The organism is Micromonospora sp. DSM 45708 (assembly GCF_039566955.1).
Taxonomy (GTDB): domain Bacteria; phylum Actinomycetota; class Actinomycetes; order Mycobacteriales; family Micromonosporaceae; genus Micromonospora.
Genome location: NZ_CP154796.1, coordinates 4,951,138 through 4,970,437 on the forward strand (window position 1 = coordinate 4,951,138; position 19,300 = coordinate 4,970,437).

The 19,300-nt window shown below is 74.3% G+C and carries 15 protein-coding genes and 1 pseudogene; 7 read left to right on the top strand and 9 right to left on the bottom strand.

The window, feature by feature from the left end; all coding sequences use genetic code 11:
• Positions 1–63: 63 nt before the first annotated feature.
• The 4 genes and pseudogenes from infB to rimP form a co-directional block, all read right to left on the bottom strand.
• Positions 64–3,081, bottom strand: a complete 3,018-nt coding sequence (infB, locus tag VKK44_RS21030; RefSeq protein WP_343442888.1) for a translation initiation factor IF-2 — start codon at positions 3,079–3,081, stop codon at positions 64–66.
• 93 nt (positions 3,082–3,174) lie between these two features.
• Positions 3,175–3,511 (bottom strand): annotated as a pseudogene (locus VKK44_RS21035) (YlxR family protein).
• Positions 3,512–3,526: 15 nt separating this feature from the next.
• Positions 3,527–4,570 carry a transcription termination factor NusA gene (gene nusA / locus VKK44_RS21040; RefSeq protein WP_343442890.1) on the bottom strand — a complete coding sequence of 348 codons (1,044 nt, stop codon included), beginning with the start codon at positions 4,568–4,570 and terminating at the stop codon, positions 3,527–3,529.
• Entirely contained in the window at positions 4,567–5,232 is a 666-nt protein-coding gene (gene rimP / locus VKK44_RS21045; RefSeq protein WP_343442891.1) for a ribosome maturation factor RimP, read from the bottom strand. Before rimP ends, nusA begins: the two co-directional genes overlap by 4 nt.
• Positions 5,233–5,496: 264 nt before the next feature.
• Here rimP and VKK44_RS21050 point away from each other — a divergent pair, with 264 nt between their 5' ends.
• From VKK44_RS21050 to VKK44_RS21075, 6 genes are all read left to right on the top strand, one after another.
• Entirely contained in the window at positions 5,497–5,946 is a 450-nt protein-coding gene (locus tag VKK44_RS21050; RefSeq protein WP_343447843.1) for a hypothetical protein, read from the top strand.
• Positions 5,947–6,038: 92 nt separating this feature from the next.
• Complete coding sequence (locus VKK44_RS21055) at positions 6,039–6,497, top strand: ferritin-like domain-containing protein (RefSeq protein ID WP_343447844.1); 459 nt, start codon at positions 6,039–6,041, stop codon at positions 6,495–6,497.
• A gap of 69 nt (positions 6,498–6,566) precedes the next feature.
• On the top strand, positions 6,567–7,148 hold the full coding sequence (locus VKK44_RS21060; protein ID WP_343442892.1) for a PadR family transcriptional regulator: 582 nt from the start codon (positions 6,567–6,569) through the stop codon (positions 7,146–7,148).
• Between the two features lie 22 nt (positions 7,149–7,170).
• Positions 7,171–7,893 (top strand): ABC transporter ATP-binding protein, encoded by a 723-nt coding sequence (locus VKK44_RS21065; protein ID WP_343442893.1) that lies wholly within the window; start codon positions 7,171–7,173, stop codon positions 7,891–7,893.
• Positions 7,890–10,568, top strand: a complete 2,679-nt coding sequence (locus tag VKK44_RS21070; RefSeq protein WP_343442894.1) for an FtsX-like permease family protein — start codon at positions 7,890–7,892, stop codon at positions 10,566–10,568. The genes VKK44_RS21065 and VKK44_RS21070 overlap by 4 nt, the downstream gene beginning before the upstream one ends.
• A gap of 61 nt (positions 10,569–10,629) precedes the next feature.
• On the top strand, positions 10,630–11,097 hold the full coding sequence (locus VKK44_RS21075) for a nitroreductase family deazaflavin-dependent oxidoreductase (RefSeq protein WP_343442895.1): 468 nt from the start codon (positions 10,630–10,632) through the stop codon (positions 11,095–11,097).
• A gap of 145 nt (positions 11,098–11,242) precedes the next feature.
• Here VKK44_RS21075 and VKK44_RS21080 read toward each other — a convergent pair whose 3' ends face one another.
• Together VKK44_RS21080 and map are read right to left on the bottom strand one after the other, a co-directional pair.
• The gene (locus VKK44_RS21080) at positions 11,243–11,956 is read right to left on the bottom strand and encodes a VIT1/CCC1 transporter family protein (RefSeq protein WP_343442896.1); all 714 of its coding nucleotides are present in this window, start codon (positions 11,954–11,956) and stop codon (positions 11,243–11,245) included.
• A complete protein-coding gene (gene map, locus VKK44_RS21085) occupies positions 11,953–12,810 on the bottom strand; it encodes a type I methionyl aminopeptidase (protein WP_343442897.1) in 858 nt (285 codons plus the stop codon). The genes VKK44_RS21080 and map overlap by 4 nt, the downstream gene beginning before the upstream one ends.
• A 92-nt stretch (positions 12,811–12,902) precedes the next feature.
• Between map and VKK44_RS21090 the strand changes: the two genes are divergently transcribed.
• Positions 12,903–13,217 carry an STAS domain-containing protein gene (locus VKK44_RS21090; RefSeq protein WP_343442898.1) on the top strand — a complete coding sequence of 105 codons (315 nt, stop codon included), beginning with the start codon at positions 12,903–12,905 and terminating at the stop codon, positions 13,215–13,217.
• 3 nt (positions 13,218–13,220) lie between these two features.
• On the opposite strand, the gene VKK44_RS21095 is transcribed toward VKK44_RS21090, so the two are convergent.
• The 3 genes from VKK44_RS21095 to VKK44_RS21105 form a co-directional block, all read right to left on the bottom strand.
• Positions 13,221–16,880, bottom strand: coding sequence for a SpoIIE family protein phosphatase (locus tag VKK44_RS21095; protein WP_343442899.1), 3,660 nt, complete (start codon positions 16,878–16,880; stop codon positions 13,221–13,223).
• Between the two features lie 203 nt (positions 16,881–17,083).
• Complete coding sequence (locus tag VKK44_RS21100; RefSeq protein WP_343442901.1) at positions 17,084–17,851, bottom strand: 3-oxoacyl-ACP reductase; 768 nt, start codon at positions 17,849–17,851, stop codon at positions 17,084–17,086.
• A 5-nt stretch (positions 17,852–17,856) separates the two neighbouring features.
• The gene (locus tag VKK44_RS21105) at positions 17,857–19,212 is read right to left on the bottom strand and encodes an aldehyde dehydrogenase family protein (protein ID WP_458351550.1); all 1,356 of its coding nucleotides are present in this window, start codon (positions 19,210–19,212) and stop codon (positions 17,857–17,859) included.
• Between the last annotated feature and the right edge of the window lie 88 nt (positions 19,213–19,300).

The window sequence follows — 19,300 nt, forward strand, 5'->3', positions numbered from 1 at the left end:
CCTGCGGAAACGGCGACGGCCGGGACCCGAAGGCCCCGGCCGTCGACCGGTCGTGCACACCGCTCAGGCGCGCGGCTTCTCCCGCATCTCGAAGGTCTCGATGATGTCGCCGACCTGGACGTTGTTGTAACCGCCCAGCGTCAGACCACACTCGAAGCCTTCGCGGACCTCGGTCGCGTCGTCCTTGAACCGCTTCAGGGAGCTGATCGTGAGGTTGTCCGCCACGACCGACCCATCCCGCAGCAGCCGCGCCTTGGCGTTGCGGCGGATGAGGCCGGACCGGACGATACAGCCGGAGATGTTGCCGATCTTGGACGAGCGGAAGACGTCGCGGATCTCCGCGGTGCCCAGCTCGACCTCCTCGTACTCCGGCTTGAGCAGACCCTTGAGCGCGGCGTCGATCTCCTCGATGGCCTGGTAGATGACCGTGTAGTACCGGATCTCCACGCCCTCGCGGTCGGCGATCTCGCGGACCTTGTTGGCGGCCCGCACGTTGAAGCCGATGATCGTGACCGCCTCGGACGAGGCGCTCGCGAGCATGACGTCGCTCTCGGTGATCGCGCCCACGCCCCGGTGGATGATCCGAAGCTGGACCTCCTCCGGGATGTCGAGGTTGAACAGCGCGTCCTCGAGCGCCTCCACGGAACCGGAGACGTCGCCCTTGAGCACCAGGTTGAGCGAGGTCTTCTCGCCCTCCTTGAGCTGCTCCATGAGCGTCTCGAGAGTGGCCCGGCCACGGGAGTTGGCGAACGACGCCGCCCGCCGCCGTGCCTGCCGCTGCTCGGCGATCTGCCGTACGGTGCGGTCGTCCTCGGCGGCCAGGAAGGTGTCACCCGCACCCGGCACCGTGGTCAGACCCAGCACCATGACCGGACGCGCCGGCCCGGCCGTGTCGACCGGCTTGCCGTTCTCGTCCAGCATGGCCCGCACCCGGCCGTGCGCCCCACCGGCGACGATGGAGTCACCCGCCCGCAGCGTGCCCTTCTGCACCAGCACGGTCGCCACCGCACCCCGGCCCTTGTCCAGGTGCGCCTCGATGGCGACACCCTGCGCCGGCCCGTCGATCGGAGCGGTCAGCTCCAGCGACGCGTCGGCGGTCAGCAGGACGGCCTCGAGCAGTTCCTCGATGCCGATGCCGGGCTTGGCGGCCACGTTGACGAACATGGTGTCGCCGCCGTACTCCTCGGCGACCAGGCCGTACTCGGTCAGCTGCTGGCGGACCTTGTCCGGGTTCGCCTCCGGCTTGTCGACCTTGTTGACCGCGACCACGATCGGCACGTCCGCCGCCTTGGCGTGGTTGAGCGCCTCGATGGTCTGCGGCATCACGCCGTCGTCGGCCGCCACCACCAGGATCACGATGTCCGTCACCTGGGCACCACGGGCACGCATGGCGGTGAACGCCTCGTGACCCGGGGTGTCGATGAAGGTCACCGCGCGGTCCTCGCCCTCGTGCGGGACGTGGACCTGGTAGGCGCCGATGTGCTGGGTGATGCCACCCGCCTCGCCGGCCACGACGTTCGCCTTGCGGATCGCGTCGAGCAGCTTGGTCTTACCGTGGTCGACGTGACCCATGACGGTCACCACCGGCGCACGGCTGACCAGGCGGTCCGCCGCGACCTCGGCGTCGAGGTCGATGTTGAACTGCGCGAGCAGCTCGCGGTCCTCGTCCTCCGGGCTGACGATCTGCACGTCGAAGCCGAGGTGCTCGCCCAGCAGCAGCAGCGTCTCGTCGGAGCACGACTGGGTGGCGGTCACCATCTCGCCCAGGTTGAACATCTCCTGGACCAGCGAACCCGGGTTGGCGTTGATCTTGTCGGCGAAGTCCGACAGCGAAGCGCCACGGGACAGCCGGACGACCTGACCCTGACCACGGGGCGCGCCCGAGGACATGGTCGGGGCCGACAGGTTGTCGAACTCCTGTCTGCGCTGCTTCTTGGACTTGCGACCGCGGGTCGGCCGACCGCCGGGACGCCCGAAGGCACCCGCCGCGCCACCACCACGGCCACGACCGCCGCCGCCCGGACGGCCACCGCCGCCGGCCGGACCACCCGGACGGAAACCACCGCCGGGCGCGCCGCCGCCACCACCACCGGGACCGCCGCGGTAACCACCGCCACCGCCGGCGCCACCACCGGGACCGCCGCGGTAACCACCGCCACCGCCGGCGCCACCACCGGGGCCACCGCGGTAGCCACCGCCACCGCCGCCGGGACGACCCGCGCCGCCACCGGGGCCGCCACGACCGCCACCGGGGCCGCCGGGGCGACCGGTGGTCGGACGCTGGCTCGGCATGGACGCCGGGCTGGGCCGCGGCGGCATGGACGCCGGGCTGGGCCGCGGCGGCATGCCGGCCGGGCTGGGACGGGGACCGCCCGCACCGGCGGCCGGCGGACGCTGCTGCTGACCGCCCTGGATGCCGAACGGGTTGTTACCGGCGCCGCGCGCCGGCGGACGACCGCCCGGCCGGGCACCGGGGCCCTGACCCTGACCCGGACCGCCGGGACGCGCGGCCGGGGAACCCGGACGCGGCGGCATGGCGTTCGGGCCGGGACGCGGGCCGGGACGGGGACCGCCCTCGGCCGGGGGCTCCCGGCGGACGGTCTCGCGCTGCTGCTGGCGGGCGGCCTGGGCGGCCTTGACCGCGGCCTCCTGCTCAGCCTTCAGCGCGGCGGCGCGCGCCTCGGCGGCCGCCACTTCGATGTCGTGCGCGCTCGCCGGCTTGGCGACCGGAGTCGCCGGCTGCGGCGGGCCGGGGACCGGGCCCTTGGGCTTCGGTCCAGGGGCCGGCGCGGCCGGCCGCCGGGGCGGCATCGGACGGGCCGAGACCCGGGGGGCACCCGGGGTCGGGGTGGGCATGGGGGTCGGTGCCGGGCCGCTGGGCGCGGCTGTCGGCGGGGCGGCGGGCGCCGGCGAACCGGCGGACGCCACGAACGCGTTCCGCAGCCGTCGGGCGACAGGCGCCTCGACGGTGCTGGAGGCGGACTTCACGAACTCGCCCATCTCCTTGAGCTTGGCGAGAACGGTCTTGCTTTCGACCCCGAGCTCCTTGGCAAGCTCGTGTACGCGGGCCTTTCCTGCCACTGCACTCCTCACTCCGAGGTCGTGCGGGCAGCACCCGCAGCAACCTCACTCGTGCACTTGAAGCCTGGTCATTTCTGCGACTTCATCGTGTGCTCATGTCGGTCGTCCTACCTTGCTAGCGACCCGCGACCGGTCGGGTTTGACCGCTCGTCGGGGGTTGCGCGTCGACGTGCTCGGCAAGCGCGCCGTGGTCGGGGACCCCGGCGACCCGCAGTGCCCGCCCGAAGGCGCGGCGCCGCACCGCCTGCGCGAAGCAGGCCGGATTGGGGTGCATGTTCGCTCCCCGACCCGGCAGTCTGCGGGCCGGATCGGGCCGGAGACTGGTCTGACCAGCCTCGTCACCGACCGCGACGACCCGCAACAACTCGCTGGACGGCGCTCGTTTCCGGCAGCCCACACAGGTGCGCTCCGGCAGCGCGCGTCGTACCACTGAGAAAGTCTACCCCTAGCTGCTCGAGATCGCGCCGCCCGGCTCCCGTACGTGGTCGGCTCCACCGCGGCCGGCGGCGCCGGAGGACTCCGCGTCGGAGCGGATGTCGATGCGCCAACCGGTCAACCGGGCAGCCAGGCGGGCGTTCTGCCCCTCCCGGCCGATCGCCAGCGAGAGCTGGAAATCCGGCACGGTGACCCGGGCGGTCCGGCTGGCCAGGTCGACCACCTCGACCCGCAGGGCCTTGGCCGGCGACAACGCGTTGCCGACGAAAGTGGCCGGGTCGTCCGACCAGTCGATGATGTCGATCTTCTCACCGTGCAGCTCGCTCATCACCGCGCGGACCCGCTGCCCCATCGGGCCGATGCAGGCGCCCTTGGCGTTGACGCCGGACACGGTCGAGCGTACGGCGATCTTGGTGCGGTGACCTGCCTCACGGGCGATCGCGCCGATCTCCACCGTGCCGTCGGCGATCTCCGGCACCTCCAGCGCGAAGAGCTTCTTCACCAGCGCGGGGTGCGACCGGGACAGCGTGATCTGCGGCCCGCGCATGCCCTTGGCCACGTGCACGACGATGCAGCGGATCCGCTCGCCGTGCTGCGGGTCCTCGCCCGGGACCTGCTCGGACTGCGGCAGCACGCCCTCCAGCTTGCCCAGGTCGACGCTGATGATGCCCTTCTCCTTGCGGGCCTCGTGCGCCTGCACCACGCCGGTGACCAGGTCGCCGTCGCGTCCCGCGTACTCACCGAAGTGCACCTCGTCGGTGGCCTCCCGCAGCCGCTGGAGGATCACCTGCTTGGCGGTCATGGCGGCGATCCGGCCGAAGTCGTGCGGGGTGTCGTCCCACTCCCGGGTGACCGTGCCGTCGTCGTCCACCTCCTGCGCGTAGACCGAGGCGGCCCCGCTCTTGCGGTCGATCTCCACCCGGGCGTGCGACTCGGCGCCGTCGGTGTGCCGGTACGCGGTCAGCAGCGCGGTCTCGATCGCCGCGAGGATCGTGTCGAACGGGATCTCCCGCTCGCGCTCCAGGGCGCGCAGCGCCGCGAGGTCGATGTTCACCTCTCCTCGTCCTCCAGATCTTCTTCGTCGTCGTCGATGTCGGTGTCGGTGTCGTCGTCGAGGTCGGCGTCGGCCAGGTCGTCCAGGCGGGAGAACTCCACCTGGACCCGGCCGGGCCCGAGCTCGGCGTACGGATGGGCGGCGGGGCCGGCGTCGGTCTCCAGCGTCACGCGCTCGTCGTCGGCGGCGGTGACCCGCCCGGTGAGCTGCCGGTCCCCGGCGGCTCCACGGACGGTGACCTTGACCAGCCGGCCGACGTTGCGCCGCCAGTGCCGGGGCAGGGTGAGCGGGCGGTCCACGCCGGGCGAGCTGACCTCGAGCTGGTACTCGCCGGCGACGATGTCACCGGCGGCCTCCTCGGCGGCGTCCAGCGCGGCGGAGACGGCCCGGGAGACGTCCGCGACGGCGTCCAGGCTGATCCCGCCGTCGGCGTCCACGATCACGCGGACCACGTGCCGGCGGCCGGCCCGGGAGACGGAGAGATCCTCCAGGTCGTAGCCGGCGGTGGTGACCACCGGCTCGATCACCTCGCGCAGCCGGGCCCGGCGGGCGGCGAGATCGCCGCGGGGTGCGCCGCTTCGCTCCGGGCCGCGGGGGCCGTCGGACCGGCGGGGCCGCCCGGCGGGCCCGGACGACCGGGTGGCACGGCCACGCTGCGTCATTCCGCGCACCTCTCTGCTGTTGCCACGGCCCGTCGGGGCCGTGTTCGTCCGGGCCGGCGTGCGCGGTCGACCCGCCATGCCGGCACGCCACCGGGGCGTCCGCGCCCGGTGGCTGCGCAGAGCGTAACGCCTGGGCCGGGTGGCGGACCGGGCGGCGCACCGACGACCCTGCCCCACGGGGTGGCGGGGATGGTGTTGACTTGTCCGGTGGGGACCGGCAGAACACCATCCGACCAGGGCGGAGTAGGGCATTCCCGGCGTGGCTTGCTGCGGGCCGGCGCGCTCGTGGCGCTCGGTGGCGCGGCCACGCCGCTGACTGGTTGTGATCTTTTCGACCGCGACCGCGAGCCACCGCGGCCGGACGCGCTGGAGCCGCTGGCGGCCGAGGCGCTCGCGCTGGAGGCACGGCACCGGGCCGCCGCCTCCGCCGCGCCGGCGCTGGCCGCGCGGCTCACCCCGATCGCCGACGCGCACCGGGCGCACGCCGACGAGTTACGCCGGGTGATCGGCCGGCCGGCGCCCTCGGGCACGCCGGCCGGCCCGTCCGGCACGCCGGCCGACGCTCCGGACGCCGTGCTCGCCGAACTGCGCCGGGCCGAGCAGCAGGGCCACGCGAACGCCGCCAAGGCCGGCGCGACCGCGCCGGCCGAGCGGGCGGCGCTGCTCGGCTCGATCGCCGCGGCACGGGCGACCCACGTGGAGGCGCTGGCATGAGCGAACGCACCGAGCGCAGCGAGGGCCGTGAGCGCATGCCCAGCCAGCACGGCATGAGCGAACGCACCGAGCGCAGCGAGGGCCGTGCGGGCATGCCCGTACAACACAGCGTGAACCCGAGCAGCGGTCCGGCCCGGGCGCTCGGTGACGCGCTCGCCGCCGAGTACGCGGCGGTCTGGGCGTACGGGGTGATCGGCGTGCACCTCACCGACGCGGCCCGCTCGGCCGCCCGCGCCGCCGAGGCGGCGCACCGCTCCCGCCGGGACGCGCTGCTGCTCCAGCTCGCCGAGGGCGCCGGGGAGGTGCCCGCCGACCGGGCCGGCTACGCGCTGCCCTACCCGGTGACGGACCGGACGACCGCGCTGCGGCTGGCCGTGGAGATCGAGGAACGGACCGCCGGCCACTGGCGGGCCGCGCTGCCGCACACCACCGGCGCGGACCGGAACACGGCGCTCGCCGCGCTCACCGACTGCGCGGTGCGGGCCACCCGCTGGCGGCGTACGGCCGGGGTGAGCCCGGTCACCGTTCCGTTTCCCGGTCGGTCGGCCTGAGCGCGACGGCGGTCACCCGGCGGAGCCCTCCGGTTGCGGCGCGCATACCAGGTATGCATACTCCAGGCCATGTCCATCCGCCACGGCCTGCTCGCCCTCCTCGAACGTGGCCAGATGTACGGCTACCAGTTGCGTGCGGCGTTCGAGGAGTCGACCGGCTCCACGTGGCCGCTCAACATCGGGCAGGTCTACACCACGCTGGCCCGGCTGGAACGCGACGGTCTGGTCCGCCCGCTGCCGGAGAACGAGAGCGGGCAGCGGCCGTACGAGATCACCGACGCCGGGCGGGCGGACCTGGCACTCTGGTTCGCCACCCCGATCAGCCGGGCCGACCGGCCCCGGGACGAACTGTCGATCAAGTTGGCGTTGGCGCTGACCACGCCGGGTGTGGACGTCCGGGCGGTGGTGCAGACCCAGCGCAGCGCCACCATGCGCGCGTTGCAGGAGTTCACCCGGTTGAAGTACGCCAGCGACAAGCCGGAGGATCTGCCCTGGCGGCTGGTGCTGGACGCGATGATCTTCCAGGCCGAGGCCGAGGTGCGGTGGCTCGACCACTGCGAGACCAGCCTGGTCCGCCATCGCCCGACGGCGAGCCGGCCGGTCGTCCACCCCGAGGCGGTGGACCGGGCCGGTGACGAGGCCCGCCGGTGACGGGACACGGGAGGCCACGACGATGAGCGGAGTGCTCGAACTGCGCGACGTGCACCGGACGCACGGCGCGGGCGACGCCGCCGTGCACGCGCTGCGCGGCGTCAGCCTCACCGTGGCGGCGGGCGAGCTGGTGGCGGTGATGGGCCCCTCCGGGTCCGGCAAGTCCACGCTGCTGGCGCTGGCCGGCGGGCTGGACCGGCCCACCGGCGGCGAGGTGCTGGTCGAGGGCGAGGCGCTCGGCGGCCTGCCGGCCCGCGAGCTGGCCCGTCTGCGCCGCCGCCGGATCGGGTACGTCTTCCAGGATCTCAACCTGCTCGGCAGCCTGACCGCGGTGGAGAACGTGGCGCTCCCCCTGGAGCTGGACGGCACCGGAGTGCGGGCGGCCCGCCGGCTGGCCCTGGCCGCGCTGCGCGAGGTCGACGTCGTGGGGCAGGCGGACCGCTTCCCCGACCAGATGTCCGGTGGTCAGCAGCAGCGGGTGGCGATCGCCCGGGCCCTGGTCGGCGAACGCCGGCTGGTCCTCGCCGACGAGCCGACCGGCGCGCTGGACTCGCAGGCCGGCGAGGCGGTGCTGCACCTGCTGCGCCGTCGGGTGGACGACGGCGCGGCCGGGGTGCTGGTCACCCACGAGGCCCGGCATGCCGGCTGGGCGGACCGGGTGGTCTTCCTCCGGGACGGGGTGCTGGTCGACTCGACCGCGCCGCTGGTCGGCATCGAGCACCTGCTCAGCGGCAGCGGCCGGTGAACCCCGGCCGGCTCGCCGCGGCCCGTGGGTCGTGGCGCACCGCGCTGCGGATCGCCCGCCGGGAGGCCCGCCGCTCCCGCCGCCGGACCCTGCTGGTGCTGGTGATGATCGCGCTGCCGGTGCTGGGGCTCAGCTTCGCCGCGGCGAGCTACGACATGTCCGAGCTGACCCGCTCGGAACGGCTCGACCGCCGGCTCGGCGCGGCCGACGCGGAGCTGCGCTGGACGAACCTGGCCCCGGTGACGCAGGACAGGTGGGGCGACAACTCCTGGCCGGTCGAGGGCGACCCGGTGCCCCGGACCCGCCCGGTCACCGCCGACGAACTGCGGGCGCTCCTGCCCGCCGGCAGCCGGGTCATCCGGGTCCGGCGGTGGATGCCGTTCGAGACGCCGCTCGGCCGCCGGGCGGTGTCGTTCGAGGCGCGCGCGCTCGACCTGACCGACCCGCTCACCCGTCCGCTGGCCAGGCTCCGGGAGGGCCGGGTGCCGGTCCGCCCGGACGAGATCGCGGTCAGTCCGGCCGCGCAGCGCCGGCTGGACACCCGCCTCGGAGCGCCGGTGCGCACCACCGACGGCACGCCGTACCGGGTGGTCGGGGTGGTCGAGTTCCCGGACAACCTGGGTGAGGTGGTGACGCTGTCCGGCGTCGCTCCGGACGGGCCGCCCACCGACGAGAGCTGGCTGGTGGACCTGCCCGGCTCGATGGACGCGGCGCTGGCCGACCGGCTGAACGCGCGCGGCATCCAGGTGTCCGCCCGGTTCCCGCTGCCCGGTCGGCAGGAGTTCGACAACGGCACGCAGTTGCCGGACGCCGAGGAGGCCGGCGTCTCGGTGCTGGTCGGTGGCCTGGGTCTGCTGGAGGTGGTGCTGCTGGTCGGGCCGGCGTTCGCGGTCGGCGTACGCCGCCGGCGGCGGGACCTCGCGCTGGTCGCGGTGGCCGGCGGGGACGCCGCCCACCTGCGCCGGATCGTGCTCGCTGACGGGGTGGTGCTCGGCGCCGGCGGGGCCGCCCTCGGGCTGCTGCTCGGCGTCGGGACCGCGTTCGCCGGCCGGCCGCTGGTCGAGCAGTACCTGATCCACGAGCGCTTCGGCGCGTACCGCGTCTTTCCCAGCGCGCTCGCCGCGATCGCCGCGGTCGCGGTGCTGGCCGGCGTGCTGGCGGCGCTCGCGCCGGCCTGGTCCGCGGCCCGGCAGGACGTGGTGGCCGGCCTGGCCGGCCGGCGCGAGGCGCCCCGGCCACGCCGCCGCTGGTTGCTGCTCGGCGTGCTGCTCACCGTGGTCGGCACCGCCCTGGCCGCGTTCGCCGCCACCCGGACCTCGCCGACCGGGGTGCTGGCCGGGGTCACCCTCGGTGAGCTGGGGCTGGTCTTCTGCACCCCGACGCTGGTCGGGCTGCTGGCCCGGGCCGGCCGGCTGCTGCCGCTGACCCCCCGGCTCGCGTTGCGCGACGCCAGCCGCAACCGGTCGTCGGCCGCGCCGGCCATCTCGGCCGTGATGGCGGCGGTCGCCGGCAGCGTCGCGCTCGGCGTCTACGTGGCCAGCGACGACGCCCGGCAGCGGGCGCTGTGGCAACCCGGCCTGCCGCCGGGGCACGCGCTGGTCCAGTTCGCCGACCCGGAGGGAAACCCGCGGCCGACGCTCGGAGCGGTCGCCGAACGGGTCCGGGCCGTGCTGCCCGACGCCGACGTGGCGGGCCTCGCCCTTCCCGAGTGCGCCCGTCCGGCCGCCCCGGACGACTACTGCCTCGCCCTGGCGGTGCGCCCGCCCGGGGAGCGCTGCGAGTACGAGCCGTTCGAGTCGGCTCCCGCCTCGGCCCGCGACGACCCCCGCTGCCGACAGCCGTTCCGGGAACCGAACGACATCTCGCTGCCGGCCATCGTGGACGACGGCGACGCGCTGGCCGCGCTCACCGGCGCGCCGGCCGACGAGGTGGCCGCCGCGCGCCGGACGCTCGCCGCGGGCGGCGTGGTGGTCACCGACCCCCGGCAGGTGGCGGACGGGCGGGTCCGGGTCGAGGTCACCCACAGCTCCGGTGCCCCGACGGACACCCGCCTGCTGCCCGGGTACACGCTGCGCGGCGGCCTTCCGGTGGACCGGCTGGTCCTCTCCCCCGCCGCCGCGCGGGCGCTCGGCCTGGTGGCCGCGCCGTTGGGCTACCTGGTGGACACCGCCGACCCACCCACCGACGGGCAGCGCGAGCGGCTGACCGACGAGCTGTCCGAGGTGGCGTCGGCGTCCCTTCAGGTGTCGACCGCCGACCCACCGAGCGACCAGCGTCCCCTGCTGCTCCTGCTGGCCGCCGCCTCCGGGGTGATCACGCTGGGCGCCGCCGCGGTCGCCACCGGTCTGGCCGCCGCCGAGGGCCGCCGGGACCTGTCCACGCTCGCGGCGGTCGGCGCCGACCCGCGGGTACGCCGGGTGCTGTCGCTCTGCCAGGCCGGCGTGATCGCGGTGCTCGGCTCGGCGCTGGGCATCCTGGCCGGGCTCGGTTCCGCCGCCGTCGTGCTGGCCTCGCTGAACCAGCGGTACGCGCAGTCCTGGCCGGTGCAGCCGCCGTACCCGTTGACCGTGCCCGGCCTCACCATGGCCGTGCTGGTGGTGGTGCCGCTGGTGGCGATGCTCGGCGCGGCCCTGCTCACCCGCTCCCGCCTGCCCGTCGAACGCCGCCTCGACTGACCGCCCCCACCGGCGGTCTTCAGGGGGTGACGGGACGCGGTGGGCGCGGCACACTTGGCGGGTGTCCGCCCTGGGATCCCTCGCCCGCCACCTCGGTCACCAGCGGTGGTTCGCCGCCACCATGCGCGTGCTCGTCCCCGCCGACCGGCTGGTCGGCCGGCTGACGAAGGGGCGGGTGGTCGCGTTCGGGCTGGTGCCCACGTTGGTGCTGACGTCCACCGGCCGCCGCTCCGGCAGGCCCCGCAGCAACCCCCTGCTCTACGTCCCCGACGGTGACGCCTACGTGGTGATCGGCTCGAACTGGGGGCAGCGGCACCAGCCGTCGTGGACGTTCAACCTGCTGGCCCAGCCGTCCGCGGAGGTCGACGTCAAGGGCCGCCGGATCCCGGTGCGCGCCGAGCAGGTCACCGGCACCGACCGGGACCGGCTGTTCGACCGCCTGGTCCAGGAGTGGCCGGCCTACCGCACGTACGTCGAGCGGGCCGGCGGTCGCGAGATCAGGGTCTTCCGCCTGGTCCCGACCACCTGACCCCCGCGCACCGACATCCTCCCGAGGACCGAACCCCTCCCCAAGATCCGCGCTGATTCACGGAAAGCGTGGTCATTTCACGCCCGATACCCACGCTTTCCGTGAATCAGCGCGCGGGGGTGGGGTGTGGGGTGGGGGCGGGGTGTCAGGCGAGGCCGCCGACGCCGATCAGGGCGCCGATCAGGTAGGTGGCGCCGGCCGCCAGCGCGCCGAGCAGCAACTGCCGCAGGCCGCTGGTCCACCACGAGCGGTAGGTGAACCGGGCCACGATCGCGCCGGCGACGAAGAGCCCCACCCCGCCGACGGCGAGCGCCAACCAGAGGCTGGTGAAGCCGAGCAGGTACGACAGCAGCGGCACCAGGGCGCCGATCGAGAAGCAGATGAACGACGAGATCGCCGCCGCCCACGGGCTGGGCTGGTCGTCCGGGTCGACGCCCAACTCCTCCCGGACGTGCACGCGCAGCGCCTCCTCCGGGTTGCGCCGGACCGCCTCGGCGACCTGGGTGGCCAGGTCGCGGGGCAGGCCGCGGGCGACCCAGGCGTCGGCCAGCTCGCGCGCCTCCGCCTCCGGGTGCCGCTCCAGCTCGCGCCGTTCCTTGGCCACCTCGGCGGCGACCTGCTCGTTGGCGGAGCGGACGCTGGTGTACTCGCCCAGACCCATCGAGATGGCGCCGGCCACCAGGCCGGCCGCGCCGGTCAGCACGACGCTGCGCGGCGACACCCCGCCACCGCCGACGCCGGCGATCAACGCGATGTTGGTGACCAGCCCGTCCATCGCGCCGAAGACGGCCGGCCGCAGCCAGCCGCCGGACACGTCCGCGTGGTGCGCCTCGCGCAGCGCCGCCGGGGTCTCGGTCACGGCAGGGTCAGGATCTCGTAGCCGTCGTCGGTCACGACGATGGTGTGCTCGAACTGCGCGGTCCACCTGCGGTCCTTCGTGACGGCCGTCCAGCCGTCGTCCCACACGTCGTACTCGTGGGTGCCGATGGTGATCATCGGCTCGATGGTGAACGTCATGCCGGGCTCCATCAGGTCGGTGGGGCGCGGGCTGTCGTAGTGCGGCACGTAGAGGCCGCTGTGGAACGCCTCGCCGATGCCGTGGCCGGTGAAGTCGCGGACCACGCCGTAGCCGAACCGCTTGGCGTACGACTCGATCACCCGGCCGACGACGTTGATCTGCCGTCCCGGGGCGACCGCCTTGATGCCGCGCATCATGGCCGTGTGGGTCCGCTCGACCAGCAGCCGGGCGTCCTCGCTCACCTCGCCCACACAGAACGTCGCGTCGGTGTCGCCGTGCACGCCGTTGAGGTAGGCCGTCACGTCGACGTTGATGATGTCGCCGTCCTGAAGCACGGTGGAGTCGGGGATGCCGTGGCAGATCACCTCGTTGAGGCTGGTGCAGCAGGACTTCGGAAAGCCCCGGTAGCCCAGCGTCGACGGGTAGGCGCCGTGGTCGCAGAGGAACTCGTGCACCACCCTGTCGATCTCGTCGGTGGTCACCCCCGGCTTGCAGTGCTCGCCGGCGAGCTGGGTGGCCCGGGCCGCGAGCCGGCCGGCCACGCGCATCTTCTCGATGGTCTCCGGTGTCTGCACGTGCGACCCGCGCCACTCCTGCGGGCGCTTCTTTCCCACGTACTCCGGACGCGGGATGTGGGCGGGGACCGCCCGCCACGGGGAGAGCGTGCCTGGGGTCAGCGGCGCACGGACGGTCATGCCCTCAGCCTATCGCCGCCCCCGACGACGACCCCGCCACGGCCCTCGGGGAGGTTGTTGCCGTACCGCAAACGCTGTGCCATTGTTGCTGCGTGGATCAAGGGGGTGCGCCGCCCGTCTTCTCCGTGACGGCGGAGGGTGACGGCGACCGCCTGCGTGTCCTGGTGACCGGCGAGGTCGACATGGCGACCGCCGACACCATGTTCCAGACCGCGCTGCGTGAGCCCGCCACCCGGCTCCTGCTCGACCTGCGGGCGGTGACCTTCTTCGACTCGGCCGCCATCCACGCGGTGGTCCGGCTCGCCCAGCGGTTGCCGGCCGCGCTCACCGTGCTGCCCTCCCGGCAGGTCCGCCGCGTGCTGGAGATCTCCGGCCTGGGCGAGCAGGAGTGGCTGGCCGACGCCTGAGCCCTAGTCGGCCAGCCGGCGTCGCAGCGTCAACTCGGTGCCGTCCCCGGTCCGGGTCACGCTCATCTCCCCGAGCGCCCGGATCAGCGCCAGCCCGCGGCCACGGAAACTCGACCCGCTGGACTCGCGCCACCGGCCGCTGTCCCGGACGGTCGCGGTCACCGTGTGGTCGGCGATGGTGACCTCGACCTCGATGGACGCGTCGACCGGGTCGACCGGGTGCTCGATCGCGTTCGCGGCGGCCTCCGAGATCGCCACCGTCAGGTCGAAGAGGTCGGTCTCGCCGACCCGGTGGGCGACGAGGAAGTCCTCCAGGCGCTTGCGCAGCACGCTGAGCCGGGTCGGGTCCGCCGGCAGCCGCAGCGCGAAGTGGTTCCGCTCGGCCGCCTCCAGCGCCAGCACCGCCACGTCGTCGTGTCGGGTACGCCCGGCGACACGCTCCACCACGGCGTCCACCAGATCGGCGACGTGTGCACCGCTCGCGGCGGCGTCGACCCGTAGCTGGCGGAGCCCGGCGTCGATGCCCTCCTCCCGGTCCTCGATCAGGCCGTCGGTGTAGAGCAGCAGCCGGCCGCCGGGGGCGAGTTCGCTCTCGGCGGTCGGGTAGGTGGTGCCGGGGATCGCCCCGACCGGCGGTCCGAGGGCCCGATCGTGCAGGAACGCCACGTCGTCTCCGCGAATCAGCAGGGGCGAGGGATGACCCGCGCTGGCGTACCGGAGCAGGCCGGTGCGCGGGCAGAAGGTGAGGCAGACCAGGGTGGCGAAGGAGCCGCTGCCGGTGGAGTGCACCAGCCGGTTGAGCCGGGTCAGCGCCTCGCCCGGGTCGTAACCCTCCAGCACGTACGCCCGCAGCGCGTTGCGGAGCTGACCCATCGCGGCGGCAGCCCGCACGCCCTTGCCGACCACGTCGCCGATGACCAGCACCAGCTCGTCGTCGGGCGTGCCCATCACGTCGTACCAGTCGCCGCCGACCTCCACGTCGGCGCTGCCCGGCAGGTAGCGGCTGGCCACCAACGCGCCGGGCAGCTGCGGCAGCGTACGCGGCAGCAGGCTGTGCTGGAGCGTGGTGGCGATCCGGTGCTCGGCCTCGTAGAGCTGGGCGTTCTCCAGTCGTACGCCGACCAGCCGGGCCAGTTCGGTCAACGCCGCCTGCTCCGTGCCGCCGCCCTCCCGGCGCCACACCCGCAGCTCGCCGAGCTGCTCGCCGGTGGTGCCGGTGAGCGGCAGCACCGCGGACGGCTCGGCCGGCAGGTCCCCGCCGGTGTCCTCCTCGTGGCGGGCGCCGGTGGCGACCACCAGCACCCGGCCCGCCTCGGCCAGACCGATCGCGTGTTGCGCGGCCACCCGCACCACGTCGGCGGTGGAGCGGGCCGTGTTGATCGCCACCGCGGCGTCGGCTAGCGCCCGCAGCCGGCGGATGATCTGCCCGCGGAGCTGGCCCAGCTCGACGTTGGCCCGGACCCGGGCGACCAGCTCCTGGCTGGAGAACGGCTTGGTGAGGTAGTCGTCCGCGCCGGCGGTGAGGCCGGCCACCTCCTCCGCCGCACCGGCCCGCGCGGAGAGCAGCACGATCGGGACGTGTCGGGTGACCGGGTTGGCGCGCAGCGCGGTGACCAGCCCGAAGCCGTCCAGCCGGGGCATCATCACGTCGGTCAGCACCAGGTCGAACGGGGAGTCCACGGCCAGCCGCAGCGCCTCCACGCCGTCCGGCACGGCCACCACCTCGTACGCCGGGGAGAGCAGCCGGCTGACGTGCTCGCGCAGGTCGGGGTTGTCGTCGGCGAGCAGGACGCGACCGGAGCCACCCGGCGTGCCGGACGGCTCGGGCAGCCCGACGGGCCGGGCCACCTCGTCGGTCCAGAGCGCCGTCTCGGCGACGTAGAGCCGGGCCTGCTCCGGCTCGCTCAGCGGCACCGGCGAGAGCGCGGACACCCGGTCGGCGGGCAGGTGCGCGTAGCCGAACGGCAGGGTGACGGTGAAGGTCGTGCCCCGGTCGACGACGCTGCGCGCGGTCACCGTGCCGCCGTGCATCTCGACCAGCTCGCGGACCAGCGCGAGCCCGATGCCGGTGCCCTCGTGCGTGCGCGAGCGCGCGCCGACCACCCGGTGGAACCGTTCGAAGACCTGCGGCAGCTCCTGCGGCGTGATGCCGACGCCGGTGTCGGTCACCTCCAGCACGGCGGACCCGTCGCCGGGACGCACCCGGACCACGATGTCACCCTCGAAGGTGAACTTCACCGCGTTCGACACCAGGTTGAGGACGATCTTCTCCCACATGTCCCGGTCGACGTAGACCGGCGCCGGCAGCGGCGGGCAGTCGACCATCAGGCGCAGCCCCGCCCGTTCGGTGGCCGAGCGGAACGTGCTGGCCAGCCGGGAGGTGTAGTCGGACAGGTCGGTGGGCTGGTAGCGGGCGGCCAGCCGGCCGGACTCCAGCCGGGAGAAGTCGAGCACGGTGTTGACCAGCTTGAGCAGGCGCAGCCCGTTGCGGTGCATCATGGTCAGCCGGTCGAGGTAGCGGTCGGGCAGCTCCCGGTCGGCGAGCATGTCCTCCAGCGGGCCGAGCACCAGGGTGAGCGGGGTCCGGAACTCGTGGCTGACGTTGGCGAAGAAGTTGGTCTTGGCGCGGTCGAGCGCGGCCAGCTCGGCGGCGCGGGCGCGCTCCTGCTCGTACGCCCGCTGCTTGCCCACGGCGCGGGACACCTGCGCGGCGACCAGATCGACGAAGTCGCGGTAGTCGTCGCTGAACGGCAGCCGGCGGGACACGCCCAGCAGCAGCGCGCCGGCCGGCTCGTTGGTGGCGACCAGCGGCAGCAGCAGCGCCTGGTCGGCGGCGTCCGGCGGCACCGCGCCCGGCAGGTCGGCGGTGGCGACCCAGCGCGGCGCGGTCAGCGGCTCACCGTCGGACAGCCCGGACCAGCCGGCGACCGTGGCCGGCTCGACGCCGGCGCAGCCGGCCAACGCGGCGGTGCCGACGGAGTCGGTGAGCCACAGCGCGCTGAACGGCACGTCGCCGCGGTGCGCGTCGAGCACCCGGGCGACGGCCCGGCCCAGTTCCAGCGTGTTCGGCACGTCGCCCAGCTCGTTGCCGAGCTCGGCCAGGGCCCGCAGCCGGCGCTCGCCGAGCACCCGGCCGGTGGTCTCGTTGACGAAGCAGAAGATGCCGTTGACGCTGCCGTCGGTCTCGCGGATCGGGTCGTACGAGACGTCGAAGTAGACGTCCTCCAGAAAACCGTGCCGGTTGATCACGAAGGGGTGGTCCTCGCCCCGGTAGGGCACGCCGGTGCCGCGCACCCCGTCCAGGAGCGGGCCGAGCACGTCCCAGGTCTCCGCCCAGTGCAGCCGGGCCGACTGCCCGATCACGGCCGGATGCTTGTCGCCGATGGTGGGCCGGTAGGCGTCGTTGTAGAAGGCCAGGTGCTCCGCGCCCCAGAACACCACCATCTGGGCGCGCGAGGCCAGCATGGTGCTCACCGCGTGGCGCAGCGCGGCGGGCCAGCCGTCCGGGGTGCCGAGCGGGGTGGTGGACCAGTCGAAGCCGCGCAGCCGCTCGCCCATCTCACCGCCGGCGGCGAACGCGGCGGTCAACAGCGCAGGCATCGACGACCCGCCGGCCGCCGGAGACGAAGAACCGACGTCCCCGCCCCCCTGGGCCGAGCCCATGCAGCCTCCCGCTCCGGCATGTCCATCGACGGCCGGCGCGTCTGCGCCGACCGTCCCCGCCTACTACCCCGACGGACGAGCAACGTAACGCACACGGCCCGGCGGACGCTGGTTACCTCCGCCTCATCCTGTCGTAACCCGCGGGCAGGAGCGACCCGGCGGGCCCCCGGGTCGGTCGACTGTGATCCGCGCTACACCGCCTCTCAGAGCGGAGTGACGTACGCGCCGGTGATGCCGCCGTCGACCACGAACTGCGCGGCGGTCATGAACGAGGCGTCGTCGCTGGCCAGGAACGCCACCGCGGCGGCGATCTCGGTCGGGTCGCCGAACCGCCCCATCGGCACGTGCACGAGCCGCCGGGCGGCCCGCTCCGGGTCCTTGGCGAACAGCTCCCGCAGCAGCGGCGTGGCCACCGGGCCGGGGCAGAGCGCGTTGACCCGGATGCCCTCGCGGGCGAACTGCACGCCCAGCTCGCGGGTCATCGCCAGCACCCCGCCCTTGCTCGCCGTGTACGCGATCTGCGAGGTGGCCGCGCCCATCAGCGCGACGAACGAGGCGGTGTTGATGATCGAGCCCTTGCCCTGCCGCCGCATGTGCGGGATGACGTGCTTGCAGCACAGGTAGACGCTCGTGGTGTTGACCCGCAGCACCCGCTCCCAGGCGTCCAGCCCGGTCTCCAGGATCGAGTCGTCGTCCGGCGGCGAGATGCCGGCGTTGTTGAAGGCGACGTCGACCCGGCCGTGGCGGGCCACCACGCCGTCGAAGAGGTCACGTACCGCCGTCTCGTCGGCCACGTCGGCGGCGACGAACTCGCCGCCCACCTCCTGCGCGGCCCGGGTGCCGGCGTCGACGTCGACGTCCACGCAGACCACCCGGGCCCCCTCGGCGGCGAAGCGCCGCACGGTGGCCAGCCCGATCCCGCTGCCCGCGCCGGTCACCACCGCCACCCGGTCGGAAAGTCGTCCCTGCACTGTGATCACTCCTCGGTGCCGATGAACACGTTCTTGACGTCGGTGAAGGCGTGCAGCGCGTCCGGACCCAGCTCCCGACCGAGGCCGGAACGCTTCATCCCGCCGAAGGGGGTCCAGTAGCGCACCGAGGAGTGCGAGTTGACGCTGAGGTTGCCCGCCTCGACGGCCCGGGCCACCCGCACGGCCCGGCCCACGTCCCGGGTCCAGATCGAGCCGGAGAGGCCGTACTCGGTGTCGTTGGCGAGCCGGATCGCGTCCGCCTCGTCGTCGAACGGGAGCACCGAGACGACCGGGCCGAAGATCTCCTCACGCCAGTGCCGGTCCGCCGGGGAGTCGGCGAGCAGCACCGTGGGGGCGTACCAGAAGCCGGGGCCGTCCGGGCGGGAGCCGGTGAACGCCACGTCCGCGCCGTCGACGTACCCGGCGACCCGATCCCGGTGCGCGGCGGAGATCAGCGGGCCCATCTCGGCGGTCTCCCGGGCCGGGTCCTCGACCCGGAACGCCCGCACCGCGGGTTCGAGCAGCTCCAGGAAGCGATCGTACGCCGAACGCTGGACCAGGATCCGCGAGCGGGCGCAGCAGTCCTGGCCGGCGTTGTCGAAGACCGCGGACGGCGCGCTGGCCGCCGCCTTCGCCAGGTCCGCGTCGGCGAAGACGAGGTTCGCCGACTTGCCGCCCAGCTCCAGCGTCACCCGCTTCACCTGGTCGGCGGCGCCGGCCATGATCCGGGTGCCGACCTCGGTGGAGCCGGTGAAGCAGATCTTGCGGACCGCCGGGTGGGTGACGAACCGCTCGCCGACCACGCTGCCCGCCCCGGGCAGCACGGTGAACACGCCCTCCGGCAGCCCGGCGTCCAGGGCCAGCTCGGCCAGGCGCAGCGCGGTCAGCGGCGTCAGCTCGGCCGGTTTGAGCACCACCGTGTTGCCGGCGGCCAGCGCCGGGGCGAAACCCCAGCCGGCGATCGGCATCGGGAAGTTCCACGGCACGATCACGCCGACCACGCCCAGCGGCTCGTGGAACGTCACGTCGAGCCCGCCGGGCACCGGGATCTGCCGGCCGGTCAGCCGCTCCGGCGCGCCCGCGTAGTAGTCGAGCACGTCCCGGACGTTGCCGGCCTCCCAGCGCGCGTTGCCGACGGTGTGCCCGGAGTTGCGCACCTCGAGCTGCGCCAGCTCCTCCCGGTGCGCGTCCACCTCGGCCGCGAACCGCCGCAGCAGCCGCGCCCGATCCCCCGGCGCCACGTTCCGCCACCCCTCGTACGCAGCAGCCGCCCGCGCCACGGCGGCGTCCACCTCCGCCACGGACGCCGACGCCACCTCCGCGATCGCCGCCCCGCTGACCGGCGAGATCACCTCACCCACGCGCTCCCCCTGCCCTTCGCCATCCGTCGCCTCTCGCCTCGTCGATCTTGCAGGTGTTGCCCGGACAAAAGCCTCTCATGCCGCGAAA

Coding starts and splice junctions, on each gene's coding strand:
- VKK44_RS21055 (WP_343447844.1), top strand. CDS start 6,039: ATGCCCGTACAACACAGCGTGAACCCGAGCAGCGGTCCGGCCCGGGCG.
- VKK44_RS21065 (WP_343442893.1), top strand. CDS start 7,171: ATGAGCGGAGTGCTCGAACTGCGCGACGTGCACCGGACGCACGGCGCG.
- rimP (WP_343442891.1), bottom strand. CDS start 5,232: ATGACGCAGCGTGGCCGTGCCACCCGGTCGTCCGGGCCCGCCGGGCGG.
- VKK44_RS21095 (WP_343442899.1), bottom strand. CDS start 16,880: ATGGGCTCGGCCCAGGGGGGCGGGGACGTCGGTTCTTCGTCTCCGGCG.
- map (WP_343442897.1), bottom strand. CDS start 12,810: ATGACCGTCCGTGCGCCGCTGACCCCAGGCACGCTCTCCCCGTGGCGG.
- VKK44_RS21060 (WP_343442892.1), top strand. CDS start 6,567: ATGTCCATCCGCCACGGCCTGCTCGCCCTCCTCGAACGTGGCCAGATG.